17 protein-coding genes are annotated in these 21,983 nt (G+C 53.0%); 10 read left to right on the forward strand and 7 right to left on the reverse strand.

Annotation, left to right across the window (positions count from 1 at the left end):
- Positions 1-77: 77 nt before the first annotated feature.
- A complete protein-coding gene (locus tag B036_RS0124185; protein WP_044103726.1) occupies positions 78-1,463 on the reverse strand; it encodes a M28 family metallopeptidase in 1,386 nt (461 codons plus the stop codon).
- Between the two features lie 101 nt (positions 1,464-1,564).
- Here B036_RS0124185 and B036_RS30875 point away from each other — a divergent pair, with 101 nt between their 5' ends.
- The 3 genes from B036_RS30875 (at position 1,565) to fbp (ending at position 4,644) form a co-directional block, all read left to right on the forward strand.
- Entirely contained in the window at positions 1,565-2,212 is a 648-nt protein-coding gene (locus tag B036_RS30875) for a DNA alkylation repair protein (protein WP_020571325.1), read from the forward strand.
- Positions 2,213-2,393: 181 nt separating this feature from the next.
- Positions 2,394-3,365: an ADP-glyceromanno-heptose 6-epimerase gene (gene rfaD / locus B036_RS0124195; protein ID WP_020571326.1), complete on the forward strand. Its 972-nt coding sequence runs from the start codon at positions 2,394-2,396 to the stop codon at positions 3,363-3,365.
- Positions 3,366-3,642: 277 nt separating this feature from the next.
- A complete protein-coding gene (gene fbp / locus B036_RS0124200) occupies positions 3,643-4,644 on the forward strand; it encodes a class 1 fructose-bisphosphatase (RefSeq protein WP_020571327.1) in 1,002 nt (333 codons plus the stop codon).
- 185 nt (positions 4,645-4,829) lie between these two features.
- On the opposite strand, the gene B036_RS0124205 is transcribed toward fbp, so the two are convergent.
- Together B036_RS0124205 and B036_RS0124210 are read right to left on the reverse strand one after the other, a co-directional pair.
- Complete coding sequence (locus tag B036_RS0124205) at positions 4,830-5,633, reverse strand: glucosaminidase domain-containing protein (RefSeq protein WP_020571328.1); 804 nt, start codon at positions 5,631-5,633, stop codon at positions 4,830-4,832.
- A gap of 335 nt (positions 5,634-5,968) precedes the next feature.
- Complete coding sequence (locus B036_RS0124210) at positions 5,969-6,637, reverse strand: cyclase family protein (protein ID WP_020571329.1); 669 nt, start codon at positions 6,635-6,637, stop codon at positions 5,969-5,971.
- Positions 6,638-6,979: 342 nt separating this feature from the next.
- Here B036_RS0124210 and B036_RS0124215 point away from each other — a divergent pair, with 342 nt between their 5' ends.
- The 4 genes from B036_RS0124215 to B036_RS0124235 all read left to right on the forward strand — a co-directional run bounded on the left by B036_RS0124215 (position 6,980) and on the right by B036_RS0124235 (position 13,426).
- Positions 6,980-8,815, forward strand: a complete 1,836-nt coding sequence (locus tag B036_RS0124215) for a hypothetical protein (RefSeq protein WP_020571331.1) — start codon at positions 6,980-6,982, stop codon at positions 8,813-8,815.
- A 194-nt stretch (positions 8,816-9,009) separates the two neighbouring features.
- Positions 9,010-10,920: a DUF4139 domain-containing protein gene (locus tag B036_RS0124220; protein WP_020571332.1), complete on the forward strand. Its 1,911-nt coding sequence runs from the start codon at positions 9,010-9,012 to the stop codon at positions 10,918-10,920.
- A gap of 85 nt (positions 10,921-11,005) precedes the next feature.
- A complete protein-coding gene (locus tag B036_RS0124230) occupies positions 11,006-13,021 on the forward strand; it encodes a glycoside hydrolase family 65 protein (RefSeq protein WP_020571333.1) in 2,016 nt (671 codons plus the stop codon).
- 78 nt (positions 13,022-13,099) lie between these two features.
- Entirely contained in the window at positions 13,100-13,426 is a 327-nt protein-coding gene (locus B036_RS0124235; RefSeq protein WP_157472376.1) for a TraR/DksA family transcriptional regulator, read from the forward strand.
- Between the two features lie 286 nt (positions 13,427-13,712).
- Here B036_RS0124235 and B036_RS0124240 read toward each other — a convergent pair whose 3' ends face one another.
- Positions 13,713-14,303: an SET domain-containing protein gene (locus B036_RS0124240; RefSeq protein WP_020571335.1), complete on the reverse strand. Its 591-nt coding sequence runs from the start codon at positions 14,301-14,303 to the stop codon at positions 13,713-13,715.
- 123 nt (positions 14,304-14,426) lie between these two features.
- Positions 14,427-14,753, reverse strand: coding sequence for a hypothetical protein (locus B036_RS0124245; RefSeq protein WP_020571336.1), 327 nt, complete (start codon positions 14,751-14,753; stop codon positions 14,427-14,429).
- 52 nt (positions 14,754-14,805) lie between these two features.
- Between B036_RS0124245 and B036_RS0124250 the strand changes: the two genes are divergently transcribed.
- On the forward strand, positions 14,806-15,456 hold the full coding sequence (locus B036_RS0124250) for a hypothetical protein (protein WP_026232312.1): 651 nt from the start codon (positions 14,806-14,808) through the stop codon (positions 15,454-15,456).
- A 273-nt stretch (positions 15,457-15,729) separates the two neighbouring features.
- Positions 15,730-17,025 carry a bifunctional folylpolyglutamate synthase/dihydrofolate synthase gene (locus B036_RS0124260; RefSeq protein WP_020571339.1) on the forward strand — a complete coding sequence of 432 codons (1,296 nt, stop codon included), beginning with the start codon at positions 15,730-15,732 and terminating at the stop codon, positions 17,023-17,025.
- A gap of 486 nt (positions 17,026-17,511) precedes the next feature.
- Here the strand turns inward: B036_RS0124260 and B036_RS0124265 are convergent, their stop codons facing one another.
- Entirely contained in the window at positions 17,512-18,204 is a 693-nt protein-coding gene (locus B036_RS0124265) for a LytR/AlgR family response regulator transcription factor (protein ID WP_020571340.1), read from the reverse strand.
- Positions 18,201-19,265, reverse strand: coding sequence for a sensor histidine kinase (locus B036_RS32610; protein WP_020571341.1), 1,065 nt, complete (start codon positions 19,263-19,265; stop codon positions 18,201-18,203). Before B036_RS32610 ends, B036_RS0124265 begins: the two co-directional genes overlap by 4 nt.
- Positions 19,266-19,508: 243 nt before the next feature.
- On the opposite strand from B036_RS32610, the gene B036_RS0124275 reads away from it, so the two are divergent.
- Positions 19,509-21,923: a TonB-dependent receptor domain-containing protein gene (locus tag B036_RS0124275; RefSeq protein WP_020571342.1), complete on the forward strand. Its 2,415-nt coding sequence runs from the start codon at positions 19,509-19,511 to the stop codon at positions 21,921-21,923.
- Positions 21,924-21,983 lie beyond the last annotated feature (60 nt).

Below are 21,983 nucleotides of genomic sequence, written 5' to 3' on the forward strand. Positions count from 1 at the left end.
TTGGTAATATAGGGCGTATCCCGATAAAGTTTTTTGTCTTTATCAGGTCAGACTACGTCGATAAGTTGGGAGCAAACCTACCGCGTCCCCCTCGGAATCAACGTACTGGGAAACACCACCACACTCTCATTTCCATCCTTACCCACCGCCGAAACGCCGAAGAAGTAATTGTCCACCACAATATTGGTGAAGGTGTAATCGAGCTTATCGGCTGGCACGAAGCGCTTGTGCGTCCATTGTGCCTCGGTGGTTAGGCGGTAGTGGACGTAGTAGCCGGCGATCTCCGTTTTGGTTACCGGCTTCTCCCAGCGCAGGCGCGCGCTGGGTTCTACCGTTCCGCCGATCATGACCAGGGGTGGGGGAGGCGGCGCAGCCGCCAGACCGGCCAGGGTGATGGCGTTGACGCCGGTAAGCTTTGCGGCGTAGGGAAAGTTGACGTGTTCCAGTTTGTCCCCGTATTCAATGCCGTCTTCGGTCCGGATGTCCTGATGCTGCTGGGTATAGTTTTCGTGGGTTTCCATGATGCGGATGCCGGGGAAACCGGCGTCGTTGAAGGGGCGGTGGTGCCCACCGCGACCAAAGCGATCGAGGCGGTAAATCATCATGGGGTTCAGGTTGGTCGTGTATTGTGTCGTTACCCGGTGAATGTAGCGGGCGAGTTGGCGGCTGGGGCCGTCCACTTCGCCGCCGAAGAAGCGGCGGTAAGTGTTCTCCCGTTCATCGTTGGCACTCTTTGGGTAGTAGGGCTCAGAAAAGATGCGGAAGGAGGTGTTGTCCGTCACGCCGTCAATACCGGTAATGTTACCAATCATGTCATTGTTTAGCACGCCAAGCAGCTCCCATTCCTTTTCCAGGGCGTAGGCAGCGAGGCCCTTGCCGCCGAACAGGCCTTGTTCTTCTCCACTCAAGCCAACGTAGGCGATGGAGCCGGGGAACTTGTATTTTGTGAGCACACGCGCGGCTTCGATGACGCCGGCCATACCGGAGGCATTGTCGTTAGCGCCGGGGCTGTCATCGGTGAAATTGACCGGGTCGGAGATGCGGCTGTCAATGTCGCCACTCATCATCACCAGGCGGTTGGGGTCCGCCGTGCCGCGCTGGATGGCGACGACGTTGACCACCCAGGTAGCGGTGGGGATGCGTCGGCTTTCTCCTTCCGGCACCAGGTTGCGTTGGTAAAATACTTCGAGGCAACCGCCACACGCTTTACTGATCTTTTCGAATTCGCTGAAAATCCAGCGGCGGGCGGCACCGATGCCACGTACATCGCTGGTGGTGTCGCTCAGGGTGTGGCGGGTGCCAAAATTAGCGAGTTTTGTAATGTCCGCTTCTAGTCGATCCGCGGAAGGAGCATTGGCAATGTCGTACAACCGTGCGTCTTCAGCGGGGGGAGCCATTTGGGCGCGGACGCTGGTGCAAACGAAGGATATAAGGAGCAGGGGAAGGAAGTAGCTTTGTCTCATGCCGCTAAGATAGTAAATGTGGACATTGGGCTCCCCAACCTATGTTTGTACACCAATTTTTTCCGATCGCTTAAATTGGCGTTTCACAAATAATATTTTAAATGACGGCTAAGGAGTTTATGTCCACATTGGAAATTATACAGCAAGAATATCCGGGAGCTGTTCCGAAGAGAGAAATATTTGCCTTGGCAAAAGAGTATCAGGTTATGCCTGTTTCTGAAGTAGTAAAGCTGCTGAGAGACGAAAATAACGATCATCGACTTGGTGCAGTGTCCATTTTAGATTGGAAAGCCCGAAGCAAGAAAACGTCGGCTAAGGAAAAGGAAGATGCTTACAGCGCGTACATGGATAACCATAAATGGATTGATGACTGGGGTTTGGTAGACCGGGCGGCTCCTTATGTGGTTGGAGGTTATTTGTACGGTAAGGACAAAAAGCCTCTGTACGATTTAGCAAAATCCAAAGCCCCCATGGAGCGAAGGACTTCAATTGTAAGCACCTACTATTTCATTCGTAAAAACGAAATTGAGGACACTTTCAATATTGCTGAAATCCTCGTAACCGACACGGATGAATTCGTTCAAAAAGCTGTAGGAAGTTGGATTAGGGAGGCGGGAAAGAGGAATCAGGAAAAGCTAAGGAGCTTTCTTGATGAACACGCAACCAAAATGTCAAGAATAACGCTTCGGTATGCGATTGAAAAATTTGATAAGGAAACCAGAGGGCATTATTTAAACTTGAAAGAATAGCCTGGATCCCTTAATCACAAGGAATTAAACTGCCCCACTATTGCCATCACTCCCTCATTCAGGCTTCCTATCCTTTCTCTGCACCTGCGGCCGCGCCAAAAAAGATACTGGCCCGTCACCTCAACCTTAGCCCCCAACAGAGCCTTACTAAAAGACAACTTGAGAACCAGATAACCTGACAATGTACCTACTCACCGGAGCCGCCGGCTTCATCGGCAGCGCCCTCGTCGCCCACCTCAACGAACAAGGCATTTTTGACTTGATCTTAGTGGATGATTTTACGAATTATCCGGATAAGGCCCCTAACCTCGATGGGAAGAAGTACCTCCGGAAAGTAGAACGCGATGAATTATTCGCTACCTGGGACGCCGAGCAATGGCCACTAAAAGGCGTCTACCACCTGGGCGCCAGAACGGATACGACCGAGCCCGATGTAGAACTGTTTGACCGCCTCAACCGCAACTATACACGAGAAGTCTGGCACCGCTGTACCCGCTGGCAAATCCCGCTCATTTATGCCAGCTCCGGCGCGACCTATGGCCTGGGTGAACACGGCTACGTTGATGATGACGCATTGGCCGAAATCCTGGTACCCTTGAATGAATACGGCCGCAGCAAAAACGACTTCGACAAATGGGTCCTGACCCAAACCGAAACCCCGCCCCACTACTACGGCCTGAAGTTCTTCAACGTCTACGGTCCCAATGAAAACCATAAGGGGCGGATGGCCAGTGTCATCTGGCACACCTTCCAGCAAGTACAGAAAACGGGCAAAATGAAGCTCTTCCGCAGCCACCGCCCCGATTACGCCGATGGCCACCAGCGCCGGGATTTTATCTACGTCAAAGACCTTGTTACCGTTAATCACTGGCTGATGAAAAACCTGCCTGCACCAAGCGGGCTCTACAACCTGGGAACTGGACAGAGCAGGACGTTTCTCGATCTCGCCAAAGCGACCTTCGTGGCCATGGGCCATACGCCAGATATCAGTTTTGTTGATACTCCGGCTGATATCCGGGATAAATACCAGTACTTTACCGAGGCTGATATGACGAAGCTCCGGAACGCCGGCTATGATCAGCCCTTCGCCTCACTCGAAGAAGGCATCTCCGATTACGTGTCTAACTATCTTCTGCCGGGGAACCGGTGGTGAGGGAGTGAGTTGGCGAGTCACTGAGTCAATGAGTGGCTGCCGCAGGTACCGTTCGCTACGCTACGCTTTACTCACCTTTGGCAACAAGCGCAGCGCCATGAGCGGCAAAACGGTAGCCACGCTGTGACTCACCAACTCTCCAATCCATTAACTAAAGTACCGTTCGCGACGCTACCTTTGCTCACCTCAGGCGAACAAGCGCAGCGCCGTGAGTGGTAAAAGCGGCAGCCACTCAGCTATTCAATGACTCGCCAACTCACTTACTAACTGTCTAATTATGAAAGCAAACCGCACCCTCACCCTCGGCGAATTCCTGATCGACCGGCCCGAAGAATTTGAATACGATAATGCCGAACTCGGCCAATTGCTAAATGCAATCCGGCTCGCGGGTAAAGTGGTAAGCCACGAAATCCGTAAAGCCGGGCTGGTGGACATTACCGGAACCATCGGCAGTACCAACATCCAAGGCGAGGAACAAAAGAAATTGGACGTTTTTGCCAATGAGGCTTTCATCAACACACTGACTAACCGCGATATCGTCTGCGGCATTGTGTCAGAAGAAAACGATGAAATGATCTCCATTGCCGGTGCTGACAACCGTAACCGCAATAAGTACGTGGTGGTTATGGATCCGCTGGACGGAAGCTCAAACATCGACGTCAACATTACCGTCGGCACCATTTTCGGCATTTATCGCCGTGTTTCTCCCATTGGTACTCCAGTGACGGTGGATGATTTTCTTCAGCCAGGCAACCTGCAAGTAGCCGCCGGGTTCATTGCTTACGGTACTTCCACGATGATGGTGTACACGACGGGGAACGGCGTTAATGGTTTTACCCTCAACCCGGCCATCGGGACCTACTACCTCTCACATCCCGACATTCAGGTTCCGGAGACGGGAACAATTTACAGTGTAAATGAAGGCGGCTATGTCCACTTCCCAAAAGGAGTAAAGGAATACATCAAGTATTGTCAGGCAGAAGAAGGGGACCGGCCCTACACCAGTCGCTACGTTGGCAGTATGGTGGCCGACGTGTGGCGGACCATCCTCTTAGGCGGTATTTATTTCTACCCACCAAGCACCGGTAAGCCAGAAGGTAAACTACGGCTGCTGTACGAATGCAATCCGTTAGCCTTTTTGTTGGAACAGGCCGGAGGGAGTGCTACTAATGGCTCCGAACGGATCATGGACATTAAGCCCACCGACATTCACCAACGGATGCCCTTCTTCGGAGGCAGCGCAGAGATGGTGAAAAAGGCAATGGATTTTTTGGCGTAGACCTTACATTAAGAATCAGGGGAAAGTGAGACTGGCCCTATGGTCCGGGAGCTACAATAAAACAAGCCACTCCACCAAGGATGGAGCGGCTTGCGAAAACCACTTAGAGAAAGAAAAGGAGTAAAGGGTAAAAGGACCTACTGGACCTTTCCCTTTCTTCCCTTATTCCTTTTCTTCCTTCCCCCTTACAACCTGTCGAGGTTAAATCGTTCCACAATATCCATGATCTTATCGGCTAGTTTCCGATCGGAGGAATAGCTGGTTTTGGCCAGCGCCGCGACCCATTGTTGGTAGTTAACCGAATTATCAGCAAGCTTAGGAAACCGTTTATTGAGGCGCTCGGAGTGCGCGCGCCAGTTCATCCAGGCATTTTCATAATACCCATCGGCGGTAAAGGTCCCGAAGTGATTGTTGTCCCGCTTCGCAGAAGTGGCTTGCCCGGCTTCACTGTACAGAATGGCGAGGGCCATGTTGGCCGGCGCAGGAACGTTGTACTTAATTTCTTCTCCTTTTGCTACACGTTCAAACCGGTTGACGTAGGCGCGGACGGTAGCCGCGTCCAGCGCGTTTACGTCCCAGGTTTTGTTGGCTGTTGTTGTCGGGGCCGCATCAATGCCACTTACTGTCAGAGGAGACATACTTGCGGTACTTGAACTATTGGCTGCGAGTCCGGCTGCTGCTGCCGCAGAATGACGGCCTTCTGAGTGACCAATCGCCAGGCCTTCCTTACCCATGCTTACGGTAAAATCTACTTGCTTTTGGGTGAAAACAAAGACTGCCAGGGCCATCAGCCCGATCCGGAACCAGGTCAGCCGGAACCGTTGCATCCATGCTGGTGGAATGTATTCTGTATTCGCCGCTTTATGCCGTAAGGAGGTGAATAACTGGCCAACGTAGGCGCGTAGCCGTCGCCACAGGAGCTTCCAGTTAATGGTGAGAACGCGGCCGGAGCCGCGGCGGGGAGCCGGGGTAGAATTGTAAGAAGACATAACCGTTTACTTTTTTTGCAACCTGCCACAATTCGTTGTGGCTTCAAACAAAAGTAATCGTTTTTGTTTTTAAATACAAATTTTTGGTTTAAAATGTTTCAAGTTGTCAAGGTGTCTCATCTTCGATTCTCCAAAAGTGGAACACCCGGATACCTCAGACAACCCGACAACCCGACAACCTTGACAACCCTGATAACCTGACAACCGGATTACCCCGACAACGAGACAACCCGATTTCTGCTAAAAGTCTCCATAAACACTAGCCAGCAGGTCGGGGGCTTGCTCCTGTCCGACCAGTATAAAAATGAAAACTGCCTTAGGCTGCTTTGGCGGCGCTAGATAAGGCCCTTCAGTAAAATTCGGATCGGCGATCCATCGCTCCCCGCCAACTTCAGCGGCAGGCAGATCATTTCGTAGTCCCCTTCGGTAATCTTACGTAAATCAACCCCTTCGATGATCCAAACGCCGGCGCTCATCAGCGCGCGGTGGGTTTGCGGGTTTCCTTCGTAGAAAGGGCCTACCGAGAGGTAGTCTACGCCGATGAGGGCAAGTTTACGGCGTGCGATCCAGGCTGCGGCATCCGGGCCGATGCCCCGGTAGTCTTTGTCAAACGGATCCTGGAGCCAGAATTTTTTGTCGGAGTTTGGCGTGCGGAGAATCAGTCGCTCTCCGGGCAGCACCGGGCGGGTCCGGGCTTCGTAGGCGTCCAGATCAGCTGGAGTAACCTCAGCTGGGCAGTCGATGGCGGCAATCCGGACGGGGCCAAGGCCGACGTGTATGGGGGCCAGGCTGATGTCGATACCTTCGGCCATGAAGTGATTGGGGGCATCCATATGACTGCCGGAATGCGCGCTGAAATGGAGCATGGTGACCTTCGCCTGGTCGCCGCAATGGATGCAGCTCAGGGTGTCGAATTTAGTAACTGGTTGACCGGGCCAACCCGTCATGCCTTCGAAAATGGGGTAGGTGACGTCGGTCCAGCCTTCGTGCCAGGGGGTATTCATAGGAGAGATTCGTGGGGTTATTGTATAAGTGCATTTGTGTACTTATACGTCAATTGCAGGCCCGGTTGAAATGACCGTAGGCCAATTTTTTTAAAGGGCGCGGCCGCAGGTGCAGGTAACGTTCTTTCAGGGAGCAGGCTATAAAGGTGAGCGGGGGGATAAAGTTTAAGGTTAGGGTAAAACTCCTGCTTTTAATGCCAGGGTTCCGGACCTCCGGGTCCGGAGGTCGCTGTCCCAACCTGAAGGTCCGGAACCTGAAAAGGACAATTTTCCTTACCCTAAGGCCATCTCCCTCCCATGTTTTATCTTTGTTCAGTCTTTAGTTTTTATCTACAACCAACCATGATTCCCAAGAACACACTCTACTCCGTCGCATTCGCGTGGCTACTCACCGGCGTACTTACTGGCCAACAATCCCTGATCCAATTCCAGGAACCAGACCTGGAAAAGCTGGCACGTGAGGACGACAGATTCAACAATGCCCGGTTCTCCGCTCCTTTATCCCTCGATCTTGCTCCCGCGTCCGCGCCAAATACCTATTCATACGATAATGGAGAATGGACCTGGTCGCGCACCTTTCAGGTCCCCGAAGCAACTGGTTTGGCTCTTTTTGCCGACCAGCTGAACCTGCCCGAAGGCGGTCGCCTTTTGCTGACCAACCCTGCCGGTAGCCGAGGCCCTTTCACCCAGGCCGATGCCAGTACTGAAAATCGACTCTTTACCGATTTTCTGCCGGGAGAAACCGTCACCCTCACTTATCGTGGCCCATTACCTGAAGAAACTCCCTTTCACCTCTGGCGGATCGACCATGTGTACCGTAAGGACCTCTGGCGAAACCCTTTAAGCGAGGATTTTGGAGACGCTAATGCCTGCCAGGTAAACGCCAACTGTGCGGAAGGAGACGGATGGAAAGATGAAAAATCAGGTACCGCACGAATTAATCTGGTGGTAGTTGAAGGTGTTGGTTTTTGCTCTGGTAACCTGATCAATAATACGTCGTCGGACGGGCGCCCCCTGGTGCTTACGGGCTTTCATTGTATGGACGGATTCACCCCGCTTTACGATCTGTGGGCCCTTGATTTCGACTACACCAGCGATGACTGTAACAACCCAGCCATTGAACCCACGCCTACCCGATATACGGGGGTTCGTTTTCGAGCTGGTAAGCGAGAAACAGACTTTATGCTGATGGAGATCATTGACCCTGCATTTACTGCCGAGGATCACTACTTCGCCGGTTGGGACCGCTCTCCCGGAAATGTTTCCGGGGAGATCATTCACTTTCATCACCCTTTGGGGGATATACAAAAGCTGGGCATTTCCGGCTCGGAAGGTATGTCGATCCTGACCAACCAGATTACGTGGAATAGTGGTGTGGTCACGCCGCCAAGCCACCACTTCGTGATGGACTACGCCGTAGGTGACTTTCAACAAGGTTCTTCGGGTAGTGCCTATTTCGACGAAGACCACCGCATCCGGGGCCAACTTAACGGTGGCAACTCAAGCTGCCCCGGCGTCAGCGAGGCATTTGTCGGCCGCTTCCACCTGAGCTGGGATCAGGGGTTGGTAGATAGCAGCCGACTCCAGCCCTGGCTGGACCCACTGGGTACCAATCCCATGACGTTCGATGGCGAAAACCTCCTCACCAAAACCTTCCTGCAGGGAACCGTTCGGGATGCAGACGGTGTTCCCCTGCCGGATGTAAGTATCGCCCTTCAGTGGGAGGGTGGGGGTCTCGCTGAATTCACGACCGATGCTTCGGGGAATTACCGTGGCGAACGGCCAGTGGGCGTGCAGGCATTTGCCATCAGCGGGCAGTACCGGCCCGATGGGCCGCTCGACGAGGGCGTTGACGTGGGAGACATCATCACCATCCGGCGAGACATCCTAGGTTTTAGTGCGATGACCCCGATTCAGCGACTTGCGGGAGACGCCAATAATTCAGGCTCCATACGGGTATCGGATATTACCAGAATAACCCGGGTAATCCTTGCCACTGGCAACTGGGGGAACCGGCCAAACTGGCTGGTGATACCCGTCGGCTTTCCGTTGGATCCAACTCCCGTTGATCCGCAGGCTCCAATCGGTATCAGCCTCAATAGCCCTGGCGTAAGGGAAGTAGGCGTTGATTTCTTTGTGGTGAAGACGGGGGATGCTAACCTTAGTGGGGGGGAGTGAATGGGTGAAGGGAGGAATGGGTGAAGGGAGCTACCGCTGTTACCGTTCGCGGCTAGGCCGCAGCGCAGTTCATCGTAAATCAGGGTGTTGCCAACAAACGGTACCGCCAACGTTTGACGGCTCCCGAGAGAATTTAAATTCCTGCTTGTGTATTCTGGAAAATCCATGCATCCACCTAACCAAAATCCATCCTAATGCAACGTATCCTTTCCCTGCTCTTCCTACTCCTTGCCTGCACCAGCGTCCGCGCCCAAAAAGAAACGGCCATTACTTCTGCCATTACCAACGCCACCGTTTTTCTGGAGGGGGCTCAAGTGAACCGCAAGGCTGAATCAGCGATTCCTGCAGGACGATCCACCCTGGTGTTTACCGGCCTGACGGCCGACATGGACCCCCAAAGTATCCAGGTGAAGGCGGGCGATGAAGCACTGGTGGTATTGTCCGTAAGCCAGCGTTTGAATTTTAATAAACGGCCGGAAAAGAACCCGGCAGCAGACAAGCTCTACGACCAGATCGAAGCATTGGACGATCGTAAAGCCCTGCTGTCCACGCAGTTTCAGATTGCCCGCGAAGAAGAGGATATTCTGAAAGCCAATCGGCTGGTCGCCGGCCAGCAAAACGGCCTTTCAGCGGATGAATTAAAGCAAACGGTTGCCTACCACCGCGAACGAATTACCGCCATCCGAATGCTTTACCTCTCCATCACCGACAGCCTGGAAACAGTGCTGGAGGAGCGAGAGAAAATTCAGGAGCAACTTTCTGAATTAGGGAAGCAGAATGAGTCGAAAGCCACGGCAGAGATCGTGGTTGTGACCCAATCTGAAAAGGCTTCAAGCAGCGACTTCGTCCTCACTTACCTTGTTCCAAACGCCCGCTGGGTGCCACATTACGATATTCGGGTGACGGACCTCACCAAGCCCGTTGACCTCCGGTACCGCGCGAAAGTCAGCCAGAGCAGCGGCGAAGACTGGACCAACGTTCGCCTGAAACTCAGCACCGGCGATCCTTCCGCCAACGGCGTTGCACCAACCCTGCCCATGTGGCGGATAACCAACAACAGCCGACCGCCCACTTACCGCCCCGAGGCTCCTAAACCGACCACCTTCGGCTACAGTCGGGTGGAGGGCCGCCTGATCGATGAGGCTGGCCAACCAATGATCGGGGCAAGTATTTTGATTCAGGGAACGGCCATTGGTACGGTAACCGATTTCGACGGCATCTACCGCCTCGAAGTACCGGCTAATGCGAAGAATCTTGTTATCTCCTACGTCGGCTACGACAGCAAGGTAATCCCGGTGGCGCAGGCCAACGGAGACATCGCGCTGAATGAAAGTTCGGAATTGCTGGACGAGGTGGTCGTCACCGGTTCCGCGAAACTACAGAATGCCCTGCAGGGGCGGGCTGCCGGCGTAAGGATGCAGCGGGAAAAGAAAAGAGATTTTCGTAGTGAATATGCACAGGAGGACGCCCCAGTACCGGTAACCGTTCAGCGCAGGGCCACCACTGTCAACTTCGACATCGAGTTGCCTTACAGCATTCCATCCGACGGTAAACCCCGCGACGTCGAGATCAAACAGCACAACCTGCCGGCCACCTACCAGCACCTGGCCGTACCTAAATTCACTCCGGACGCCTACCTCACCGCTGAGATAAAGGAATGGGAGCAGTACAATCTCTTATCCGGCGAAGTCCAACTCTTCTTCGAAGGCACCTACCTCGGCGTTTCCAAACTGGACGTGGCCAATACGAGCGATGTGCTGGAGATCTCTCTGGGTAAAGACCCGGGGATCGTCATCGAACGTCAGGAAACGGACGACTCGCGGAAGAAGAACCTCTTTGGAAGCAGGACGACCCAGACCCGGGAGTACAAGATCAAGGTGCGTAACACCAAGGAAGTACCCGTCAACCTGACCATCCTCGATCAGGTACCCATCAGTGGCGATGAGAACATTGACATCAAACCGGAGATCGCCTCCAATTTTCAGATGGATACGAATACCGGCATCCTGACCTGGAAACAAGAACTGGGCCCAAAGAAAGAAGTAACGGCCGTGTTTGGTTACTCGGTCAGGTTTCCGAATAATTATCGGGTGGTTATGGAGTAGTCAGGGAGAGTTTTCTCGGGGTCCGGATTTAATCCAGTAGCTTAGCCGATAGATTTCTGTTAACTCGAAAAGTACATTATCGATCATGCGAAGCTTATTTATCTGCCTGCTGGTTTGCGCCGGTGCGGTAACCAATGCCCAATGGACCATCCCCGCCACCGACATCAATCCCGATAACTACTACGGCATCACCGTTGCGAACGGAATGGTCGGCCTGGTCTCCAGCCCCGAACCCATGAAGGTCAAAGACGTGGTGCTCAACGGCGTCTACGATAATTACCAGCGCGGCCGGGTGTCCAACATCCTCAAGACGTTCAATCACATGAACATGAATCTGGACGTTGATGGTCGCCGTATCGGCATCGGGGACATCAGCAACTTCAAGCAGGAGCTGAACATGCAAACGGCGGAACTCGTGACCACCTTTGACGTTGGTGATAAGCTGGCGGTAAAGCATACTTTGATGTCTCTCCGGCATCTTCCTTTTACGGCGCTGACGCAGGTGCAATTAACGGCTAAAAAAGCAGTGCGGGTCACCCCGATGTCCGTTATTGAGGCACCGGACCACCTGCGAAACGTACACAACCTCTACGGCGAGATTGACCGGCCACACGTCCTGATCGGTTTGCTGACCAGCCACGGCGAAAGCCCCAGTGGCGCCCACAAAGTGGCTGCTTCCACCGCCTTTCTTTTCCCGGAGGAACACGGTAAAGAACCGAAGGTGATCCATGAAGACTGGGATTTTAATATGCACCTGGCCAAGTTCCACCTTGAGCTTAAGGCCGGAGAGACCTATACCTTCGGGGTTGTCGGTTCCACCACGGCCAGCGAGCACTTCGCCGACCCGCTGAATGAAGCAGAGCGTCTGACCATTTTCGCTAAATTGGAAGGGATGGACCGCCTCATTCGCCGCCACCGCGCGGCCTGGGCAGAGCTTTGGAAGTCAGACATTCAAATTGAGGGCAACGTGCGCGACCAGGTTGCCGTGCGCTCCTGTCTGTATCACTTGTACAGCTTTGCTCGTGCGGGGCAGGCGTACAGCCTTTCACCGATGGGCCTCTCCGGTCTGGGCTACAACGGTCACGTGTTCTGGGATACCGAAATATGGATGTACCCCGGTATTTTGGCACTGCAGCCCGACATGGCCCGGAGCATCATGGAGTACCGGTATGACCGGTTGGGCGCGGCTAAAACGAACGCCTTCGCTCATGGCTATGCCGGTGCGATGTTCCCTTGGGAATCAGCAGACGACGGCTCGGAGGATACACCCGTATGGGCCCTGACCGGCCCATTCCAGCACCACATCTCGGGCGACATTGCCTGGGCGATGTGGCGGTATTACCAGACGACCGGAGATAAAGAGTGGCTGCGGACTACCGGTTACCCGGTCATTCGGGAAGTCGCCGACTTCTTCGCCAGTCGCGTTGACCGCACCGGACCCGGGGCTTACAACATCGACAACGTTATCGGAGCCAACGAGTGGGAGGAAAATATTGATAATAATGCCTACACCAACGGCATGGCCATCACGGCCTTAGGTTACGCAACGGCAGCTGCCGAGGCCCTCGGGCTGACCCCTGACCCCGACTGGGCTCACGTAGCCGCTAACATCCCTATCCTCCGGTTTCCGGACGGTACGACCAAGGAAAATGCTACCTACGATGGCGTCATGATTAAACAGGCCGACGTCAACCTCCTTTCCTGGCCCATGGAGATTGTCCGGGAGCCGAAAGACATTCGTCGGGACCTAAAATACTACGAGCCAAAACTGGCCCCCGACGGCCCGGCGATGGGCGCTGCGATCCTGGCCTTATTGTATTCCCGACTTGGTGATGTAGATAATGCTTACCGCCTTTTTGAGAAGAGTTACCAGCCCAATGAGGTCCCGCCCTTTGGCGTCTTGTCCGAAACGGCGGGCGGTACCAACCCTTATTTTGCTACCGGTGCCGGAGGCGTGCTGCAGGCAGTCCTGTTCGGCTTCGGCGGGCTGGAATTTACGGATACCGGCATCATCCAAAAGGGTGGGGTATTGCCCAGGGCCTGGACTTCGCTGACGATAACCGGGGTGGGGAAGGATGGAAAGACTTTCACGGTGCGGTAATATGGTACCCTGGTATTTACGCTTGAATGCATTATACTGTGCAGGATTCCGGCATAAATGCCGGGGAACAATGCCAACATGATCGACAAAGCCCTCCTCGCCGAAAAACTAACCGAACAAATTGAGCTCACCGAAAAGAAAATCCTAGGCTTTGAAGAGATGTCTGCACCCGTTACCCCCGACGATGCCATTGGCCGCGTCTCCCGGATGGACGCCATCAACAATAAGGCGGTGCAGGAGGCAGCCCTTGACAAAGCCCGGGAAAAGCTGACTAAACTGAAGGTGATGCAGGCCAACCTCGATGACCCGAAAATCGGGCTTTGCAAGCGGTGTGGCCGGCCGATCCCGATGGCGCGGCTGGTGCTGATGCCGGAGAGCCCGTTTTGTGTGCGGTGCAGTCGGTAAAAGCCGGAGGCTTTTTTTAGACGAAAATTCGCTGCGCTCATTTTCTTGTAGACGGTCGCTTCGCGACCTCGTAGACGTGGCTTCGCCACTTGTAGACGCTTCGCTTGTAGAGCTACCGCGCTTGGTTGGTCGCTTCACTCGTAGCGGTTCAGTTGTGTGTTCTATTTTAACCTCTGTGCACCCTCCGTGCGTCCCTCTGTGCCGCCCTCCGTGAGAAACCTATGGCTGTTTCTGTGAGAAAACTGTCGTTACAAGGAAAGGAGCGCAGCGACCTTTCATCGATTACTTACCCTTTTTTCAACTTCAGCGCATAAACAGATTTATACGATGAAGGATTGAGAAACAGCGTATCAAGTTCCTGTCTGGTAGCTTCATCGACAAAGCTGAGGAGCGGCTGATCGACTTCAAAAAGGAAGCCAATGGAGCGCTGAATCTTTTCGTCCCAGTCCCGGTAGTGCAGGTCAAAATCGTCAGGGCCGATGCGCTTACGACAGCTTGCTTCCCCGCAAACCAGCGTCATTTCCTCGTCGAGGTTAAAGATGCCGTACTCGTCGGTAATCTGTTCTCCCGGGAGGATGTCCCGGATGGCCATTTCAAAACCGTAGCCAGTGCTGATGGTATTGCAGTTGCAGCAATGGTTGACGTACTTGGCAAAATCCCAGCTTACAATGCGATTTCCGTCCTGGTCGATGTAGGAGTATTTATCGACAACCTCCCGCATGGCGGGGGGGTGGAGCAGGTAGTCGGTGGGCGTGATCACAGTTTCAAGACTGTCTTTCACGTAAACAATGGTGCCTTCTGGAATAAGCACAGTGGCGAAAACGCCGTAACCTACGACCTCATTTACGAGGCGAAGTTCAGTCCCAGGGTGGATCATAAGGAGATCAAATATGTTAACAAAACCCGGTTATGAACCGGGAGAGTTTTAGCAGAATTGCCAATCAAAATTACTGCTAAAAAATGCTAATGTCCCGACTTTTTACTAAAGCAATTGAGCTGCTTACATGAAGTCTTCTTCGTCTCCTAATTCCAGTCTGGCCCCTGCCAATTCGCTCATGGCATGCTTTTCCCCCAGCCGTTTGGTAATGGCAATGCCTTCGGTATAAACCCGCCATGCTTCGGCTTGCTCATTTAGCCGTTCCAGCGTTTTACCCAGGTGGTAGTAGGTGCCGACGTATTCCGGCTGGTCCGCGACCAGGGCGGCGTAAAGGTCCTTTGCACCTGCGTCCGCGCCCTCCTTCTCATACTCCTTGGCGAGGGCGAAACGCAGGAAGGCATCCTGTGGAGATTCGGTGAGCATGGCTTCAATCCGGGCTTTGCGAGACATATTTAATCAGTTGGTTCGTTGGTATATTGGAGGCAACAACATTAAAGCACCTATGACCGAAAGACTGTTGATATTTTTACTTTTTCTTACCGCTTGTGCGGGCGGGCCGGACGTATTGCTGGAAAATGAAGTAGCTTCCGTTGTGGAGCAATCGCTGCCCAAAGGCTTTGATCCGGGCGCTTATCAGCAGTATAATCAAACAATTGGCAACGGGAAGACCCGGATCGTACTTAACGGCGGGGTACCGGCCATTATTGGGAGTTTGGCGGGAGCGCAGGTGCAATGGTTGGAGGGGGAAGAAGCGAGGTTCAGACAACGAAGCATTGTTGTTGCCCTGAAGCCTGATGTGAAAACTAACGACCCACGCCTTCTCGCCACCATCCTGAACGCCCTGGATGCCCGGTTAAAACCTACCGGCAACGTCAACAATTACGTGTACCTCCGCTCCCGACAAATCACCGAAGACATCATTCTGGCCACCAGCCTGCACCCCGGTAACCTGACCGAGGGCAACGCCATCAATCAGTTTGATACCGCTGGGGTGCACTTCATGAATACGACCGGTATCCCCCTCCGCATCGAGCAATCTACCATCGATTTTTACCTGCCTTCTATGCAGGAGTTCTTTGGCGACAGTATTGATCGGGTAGAGTTTTGGCTGGAGACGGAGGCACATGAGGGGGTTCGGTTGGTGGGCAGGTAGAGTTTGCCCTACGAAGATCCCGAAGGGATCGAATGTTAATAACCCCGGATGAGGCAGTACGCCAAAACCCGGGGTTATGGATAGGGAAAAACTTGGCGGCACGCAGCGCCGCAGCATTTATATACTTCCTCATGCTTCGGGTAAAAGTCCGTAAAGCGGACTTTTACCCGAAGCAAATAAGGTTAGACCACCCCGTGATCATCATTTTAGCAAAAACTTCTGGAGGCTTCCAATAGTTCTACGTCGGATAGATGACCGACTTTATCCACTGCCATGACCTACCAACAAGCCGTAAACTACCTCTTTACCCAGCTCCCCATGTACCAGCGTGCGGGCGCAGCCGCCATGAAAAAGGACCTGACCAACATCCGCGTCCTACTGGCCGCGTTGGGCAACCCGCACGAAAAGCTGCGGTGTATCCACGTTGCTGGCACCAACGGTAAAGGAACCACCTGCCACCTGCTGGCCGCTGCGCTGCAGGCCCACGGCTACCAGGTAGGCATGTATACCAGCCCACACTACCAGGACTTTCGGGAGCGGATCAAGATCAACGCCGAATTTATCCCGGAGGAGGAGGTGGTGCGTTTTGTCGGTTGGTTGCAATCAACCGAACTGAACATTGAGCCGAGCTTTTTCGAGATCACCGTTGCTATGGCCTTCGACTACTTCGCCCGCCAGCAACCAGATTGGTGCATCATCGAAGTTGGCCTTGGCGGCCGGTTAGACAGCACGAACATCATTACGCCGGTGCTGTCGGTGATCACCAACATCGGGTACGATCACATGCAATTTCTCGGTGAAACCCTACCGGAGATCGCCTTCGAAAAAGGCGGCATCATCAAGCCTGGTATCCCCGTCATCATCGGAGAAACGCAGGACGAAACCCTGCCCGTTTTCCGGGACTTGGCCCGCTCTGGCCGCAGCCAGCTCATCATCGCCGACCAGGCTTACGAGATCAACCTCGTAGGGATGCGGGGAATGGATAACCTGAAATACTTCTCCATTGGCCTGCCCGGCTCGGAGGCCGGGCTCATCATCGGAACCGACCTGGATGGACCCCACCTCAGTAAGAACCTGCTCACGGCTTATGCGGCTTTGTTGGTGCTGCACAACGATGATTTCCGGCCCAATGGTAAATCGATCCAGCATGGCTGGAAGAACGTAGTTAAGGAGACCTTCTACATTGGGCGCTGGCAAATCCTGCAGGCTCGGAACCCCCTGTGTATTGCTGACTCTGCCCATAATAATGAAGGGCTTATCCCCGTCATCGAACGGCTCAAAGATTACGGTCGCCCGTTGCACATGGTGATTGGCGTCGTGAACGATAAAGACTTGAGTAAGGCGTTACCTCTTTTCCCGAAAGACGCAATTTACTACTTCGTGAAAGCTGATATCCCGCGCGGCTTACCAGCTGCGGAGCTGCAGTTGACTGCTAAGAAATATGGTTTGGAAGGAGATGTTTGCCAGTCCGTGGCTGAAGGCTACGAATGGGCAAAGGTTGACGCGCGTGCTACGGATGGGATAGTCTTTGTGGGCGGGAGCATTTTTACGGTGGCGGAGGTGTTGTAGGATTTTGGCCTATTGGTGCTGTTGGTCTATTAACGCGAATCAGGAGCTAAGGTGAGTCTCTCTGTTTTATAAATAGCCTGGGATTCAGCAAATAATTGAAGGAGAGAATAGGCTACCGCACTGGCCACTCACTTCGCTACGCTTTGTTTGCCATGGTGAGCAAGCGCAGTGCAGTGAACGGTGCTTGCGGTAGCCATTCTATTATTCATCATTTGATTGCCGTCGCGACGGTTTCAACAGACAAGTGCTCTTTTTAGTCCTTGATTCGCGTTATTAGTCTTGTGGCCGGCCTGCACCTGTTTATCTGCCGGATATTTTGCGATTCGTCGTTCGGCCTCTGCAAAACTGATACCACGGTAAAAGTCATGAATTATTGGATGGTCCTGAGATTGATGAGGGAACACGTCAGGTCTTTAATTTGTCTGACCATTTACCACCGTAAGTTTAATGTCGTCATTGCTATAATTAAGTACTTTGCCTTTTTCTTTACGCTAACTTTTCTATAACCACCTCCTTATAAAGCTCTCCAATTGGTAATTCCTTAGCCCCGATCTCAATATCCTGTTTAGTATAGGCCGTTACCCGGTCAAGGTTAACGAGGAAGGACCGGTGAACCTGGAGAAAGCGGTCATCAAGTAGTTCCAGGAAGGCCGTCAGCCGATGTTTGATGGTGTGGGTCTCGTGGTCGGCAACGATTTTTATGTAGTCTTTCAGGCTTTCGACGTATTGTATGTCGGACAGTTCAAGCTTGATTTGCTTCCGATCTTTTCGGATAAAAATGTGGTCACGGCGAGAAGAAACCGGTGATTCCGCACGGCTCGTCTGAAACTGTTCCAGGTACTTCGAAGTGGATTGGTAGAACCGTTCGAAAGTAATGGGTTTAAGCAGGTAGTCGACCGCGTTGAGGTTGAAGCCATCGATGGCGTAGTTCCGGTAGGCGGTGGTAAAAATGACTTTTGGGGGATGCCGGAGGCTTTTAAGGAATTCGGTGCCTTTCAGGACGGGCATTTCTATATCGAGAAAAAGGAGGTCAACGGTCCGGGTTTGCAGGATCTGGCGGGCTTCGAGGGCGCTGGCGCAGGTGCCGACGAGGGTAAATTCAGGGAGTTTTTCTAAATGGCTGGTGATCAGTTCCCGGGCCAGGTCTTCGTCGTCTATGATGAGGCAGCGATGGGTCATGTTAGTTGCAGGTTTAAGGTGAGGTCATAACGGCCATCAGTTTGCCTGATCGTTAGCTTATGGCGGTTGGGGTAGGTGAGTTCTAGTTGGCGGCGGATATTGCTTAAGCCAATAGCTTCCCGGTTAGCGTCTTCCGGAGGTGCCATTGAGGGGATACTGTTGCTTACCCGGAAAGAGATGGCCGTGGAGGTAGAAGCCAACGAAATATCTACGGTGGCCCGGTTGACTTCCTGGCTTACCCCATGCTTAAAGGCATTTTCAATGAACGTTAGCAACAGCAAGGGGGAAATTTTCGCCGGATGGGCCAACGATTTTTTGAGCGTTACCTCCACCCGTTTACCGTAACGGATTTTTTCCAGTCCGATGTAACTCTCAATGAGATCCAATTCTTTATCAAGTGCAACTAAGGGCTCATTGCAGCGGTAGAGAATATGGTCAAGAATGTCGGAAAGCCGCGCAATAGCGACGGCGGTCTGGTCCGATTTTTTCAGTGCCAGCGTATAAAGATTATTGAGGGTGTTGAACAGGAAGTGTGGGTTGAGCTGATGCTTGAGAGCACTGAGTTCAGCAGCCCGCTTCTGCTCGTTCAATTCACTGACTTGCTGCTGTTTCTGGTAATATTGAATGGCAACCAGGACGAAGGTGGGGGGAAAAAGCGAGGCAGGCGTGATGAAGACGGCGTATTTGAGATCGAAAACCCGTTCCCAGTAGGTCATCTCCATATAATCAGCGCGGCAGTAAAGAAAGGCTTCCGGAGAGGTTGGTTCCAGGTAGAGGACCATCGCCGAAACGTTGAGGAAATGCCCGGTGAAAACGACGGCCACCAACGATAACACCAGAGCCGTAGTGTTTTTATTCGCCAGGTAGCGGGGAAGAATAAACAGCAGGCAGGCATAGGCTAGGCCGATCTGCAAAACTACCCGCACGGTATAGGTGGAGAATACCCCGAAAGGATGAGTGAAATCACTCCAGTTGGAAACGATGTAGCAGGTGTATACTACCAGCCAGAAAAGCAGGTGCTGGTATATCGGGCGGGAGAGTAAGGATTTCCATTTTTCCATTCCCGGTAAAAATACGTGACCGTAACCGGCTTCTGGTTTCGGGGCGATGGAAAGGTGGTAGAGGACGACGGATGGTTAGTTTGGGGCGTTAGGAATCAATCGTTGACCGGGGCGCAACAAAGGAGCTGACGCGTCCGCCGGGCTATACCCTGTCCGTCGCCCCTAAACTCTCATCCGACGACTATTAAAATATCGCGTACCGGTAAAGGATAGGTTTGTGCTCACCACCAGCCAGCCATTAATATGTACCTACCCAAAGCTTTCGTTGTCCTTGCGCTGTTAACCTTCCTCTGCACCAGCGGCCACGCCCAAAAGGAGCTGCTGAACAACAATACCTACTCCGTTACCGGAATCCTCACGTTTCCCGATGGCTACCGGCCCGGTGGCAACGTCATGGTTCTCCATCCAGGAGATTCGAGCCTGCTTACCGGCGATTTCTTTCTGGATGGTGAATTCGAGGTGAGTGATATTGCTGCGGAAGAGGTACTCCTTCGTTTCACCTCCCTGGAATTTTCCGATGTTTACCGACGGGTGATCAACGACGGAAAAACCACCATCAATCTTGGTCAGGTGGAGGTGCAGCCAGCCGGCCTGACCTTCGACGCAATAGTCGTTCGTGGCCGTAAGCCCGTATACACGCAGCGGCCTGATGGAACGGTAGAAGTCCTGGTGGCCAATACCGTATTGGCCGCCAGTTCCTCCACCAACGAAATCCTGGCGCGTACGCCCGACGTGCAAATCGACGAAGATGGTATCCTCTCCGTTCTCGGCAAAGGGAGCGCCATTTTGTACCTCGACGGTCAGCCCATTACCCCCGAACAACTTGCGCTGGTGGCCCCCGCAAACGTGCAGAAGATCGCCGTCATCCGCAACCCTTCAGCCCGCTATGCCGCCAGCGGCGGCGCAGTGATCGAAATTACTACCCTGCGTGGTCGTGAAGATGGCTATCAGGTCGGCTTACAGCATAATACGGGCACCTCCGCTTTTGGTGGGTGGCAGTCCTATTCTGGTGCTAACCTCAGTGGCAACCTCGGTCGCTTTGCCGTTCAGGCCAGCTACGCGGTGAAAATTGGTGAAGATCGTCACGTTAAATTTACGACCCGTGACCGCACAGATCCAACCGTTTTTCTCAGCTCCGCCGTCAACATCGATTGGCAACGGAAGCTGGAAGGTTATCACTACTACGGTGCAGGTGTACAGTATGACGCTCCGGGTGGTGGCGCAATTTCGCTTGGCTATACCGGCGCTGCAGAACAACTCGGCGGTAAAACCTTTAACACCAATCGGTTGATTGATGACGAAGGTTTACTAGATTATGCCAGTACTATTTCGATGAATGAACAGGACCGAAATAATTCAATCTCCCTGAACTACCGACGGGAAATGGACAGCCTGGGTTCTAATGTCTTCGTCGGTGGGCAGTCCGTACGATTTGCAAATACGGCGAATAATCCTATTCTGGAAAATGGTAACACACCGGCCGGCCCAACTCAGCGAAGGCTTCTTAACCTGCTTGATCTCGACATTGATGTTACTTCTCTGCAAGTGGATTATACTAAAGTTTTTCCCGCCGGGTACCGCCTCGAAGCAGGCCTTCGATACGGCCGGGTGATAAACGATGCCGACCTTGATTTCTTTATTGCTGAATCCGGAGAAGACTTCGCTCCAAGCGAGGCCCTTTCCAGTATTTATATCTACGACGAAAGTGTATCTGCCGGCTACCTCAACATGAGCGGCCAACTGTCTGACCGGCTAGGGTACACTGTTGGCCTGCGGGCGGAGCAGACGGACTACACCCTCTCTTTAAAGGAAAATGACCTGGCTCCGTTAAACGACAGTTATTTGAATCTGTTCCCTAATGCCTCGTTGAACCTCGAGTTGCCAGAGCGCCGAACCTTAAACCTGTCCTACACCGCGCGCATCCGGCGGCCGCCATACCAGTCTTTGAACCCTAACCTGATTTACCAGGACCCCTATACTTCTATCCAGGGGAACCCCGAATTAATTCCGGAAAAGATTCACGCCGTCGAGTTGGTTGGAAAATCCGGACCCACCACGTTGAAACTTGGCTACAACTTTACCTTAGACCCACTGGCGGGGAGTGCCCTCCGTGGAGAAGATCCTCGCAGCTACGTACTTAAGCGGCTCAATTTCTCCCAGGACATAACCTGGTACGCATCTGCAAGCCATACCATTCAGACCGATTGGTGGACTTCCAACAATACGGCAAGCGTTTCCTACTCAAAAGCCTCCGCCTTTGAGTTAGATTTTGCCTTCGTAGAACCTAAACCCCAACCTTATTTCTTTACCGATAACCGGTTCCGTGTGGGTCAGCAACTGCACCTTGAGGTGTTGTTCTGGTACGTAGGCAACCTGTTTGAAGGCACCTTCAACAGATATGATAGTGCAAACCTCACACTATCGGCTGAAAAAAGATTTTTCAAGGACGCCCTGACTGCTCGTTTGATCGCCAACGACATCTTCAACACTGTTCGCGCTTCAGGAGAGTATGCCATTGGCGAGACGGACATTTACTTCGACAATAAATGGCGGTCAAGTTACTTGCGGCTTGCGCTTACCTACAATTTCGGAAAGCTGAAAAAGGCGCGGTATAATAACCGGGCTACGGGCGCGGGGGAGAGTAGTCGGGTGCAGTAGGTTGGTCTGTTGGTACTATTAGTCTGTTGGGCGTACACACGAGCGATAGCGAGCATCCGC

The sequence above is a fragment of the Neolewinella persica DSM 23188 genome, from assembly GCF_000373105.1.
Lineage (GTDB): Bacteria > Bacteroidota > Bacteroidia > Chitinophagales > Saprospiraceae > Neolewinella > Neolewinella persica.

Excerpts from the sequence above, each read along its gene's own strand:
- rfaD (WP_020571326.1), top strand. The coding sequence starts at position 2,394 with ATGTACCTACTCACCGGAGCCGCCGGCTTCATCGGCAGCGCCCTCGTC.
- B036_RS0124220 (WP_020571332.1), top strand. The coding sequence starts at position 9,010 with ATGCAACGTATCCTTTCCCTGCTCTTCCTACTCCTTGCCTGCACCAGC.
- B036_RS0124265 (WP_020571340.1), bottom strand. The coding sequence starts at position 18,204 with ATGACCCATCGCTGCCTCATCATAGACGACGAAGACCTGGCCCGGGAA.
- B036_RS0124275 (WP_020571342.1), top strand. The coding sequence starts at position 19,509 with ATGTACCTACCCAAAGCTTTCGTTGTCCTTGCGCTGTTAACCTTCCTC.
- B036_RS30875 (WP_020571325.1), top strand. The coding sequence starts at position 1,565 with ATGACGGCTAAGGAGTTTATGTCCACATTGGAAATTATACAGCAAGAA.
- B036_RS0124205 (WP_020571328.1), bottom strand. The coding sequence starts at position 5,633 with ATGTCTTCTTACAATTCTACCCCGGCTCCCCGCCGCGGCTCCGGCCGC.
- B036_RS0124235 (WP_157472376.1), top strand. The coding sequence starts at position 13,100 with ATGATCGACAAAGCCCTCCTCGCCGAAAAACTAACCGAACAAATTGAG.
- fbp (WP_020571327.1), top strand. The coding sequence starts at position 3,643 with ATGAAAGCAAACCGCACCCTCACCCTCGGCGAATTCCTGATCGACCGG.
- B036_RS0124210 (WP_020571329.1), bottom strand. The coding sequence starts at position 6,637 with ATGAATACCCCCTGGCACGAAGGCTGGACCGACGTCACCTACCCCATT.
- B036_RS0124245 (WP_020571336.1), bottom strand. The coding sequence starts at position 14,753 with ATGTCTCGCAAAGCCCGGATTGAAGCCATGCTCACCGAATCTCCACAG.
- B036_RS0124240 (WP_020571335.1), bottom strand. The coding sequence starts at position 14,303 with ATGATCCACCCTGGGACTGAACTTCGCCTCGTAAATGAGGTCGTAGGT.
- B036_RS32610 (WP_020571341.1), bottom strand. The coding sequence starts at position 19,265 with ATGGAAAAATGGAAATCCTTACTCTCCCGCCCGATATACCAGCACCTG.
- B036_RS0124230 (WP_020571333.1), top strand. The coding sequence starts at position 11,006 with ATGCGAAGCTTATTTATCTGCCTGCTGGTTTGCGCCGGTGCGGTAACC.
- B036_RS0124215 (WP_020571331.1), top strand. The coding sequence starts at position 6,980 with ATGATTCCCAAGAACACACTCTACTCCGTCGCATTCGCGTGGCTACTC.
- B036_RS0124185 (WP_044103726.1), bottom strand. The coding sequence starts at position 1,463 with ATGAGACAAAGCTACTTCCTTCCCCTGCTCCTTATATCCTTCGTTTGC.
- B036_RS0124260 (WP_020571339.1), top strand. The coding sequence starts at position 15,730 with ATGACCTACCAACAAGCCGTAAACTACCTCTTTACCCAGCTCCCCATG.
- B036_RS0124250 (WP_026232312.1), top strand. The coding sequence starts at position 14,806 with ATGACCGAAAGACTGTTGATATTTTTACTTTTTCTTACCGCTTGTGCG.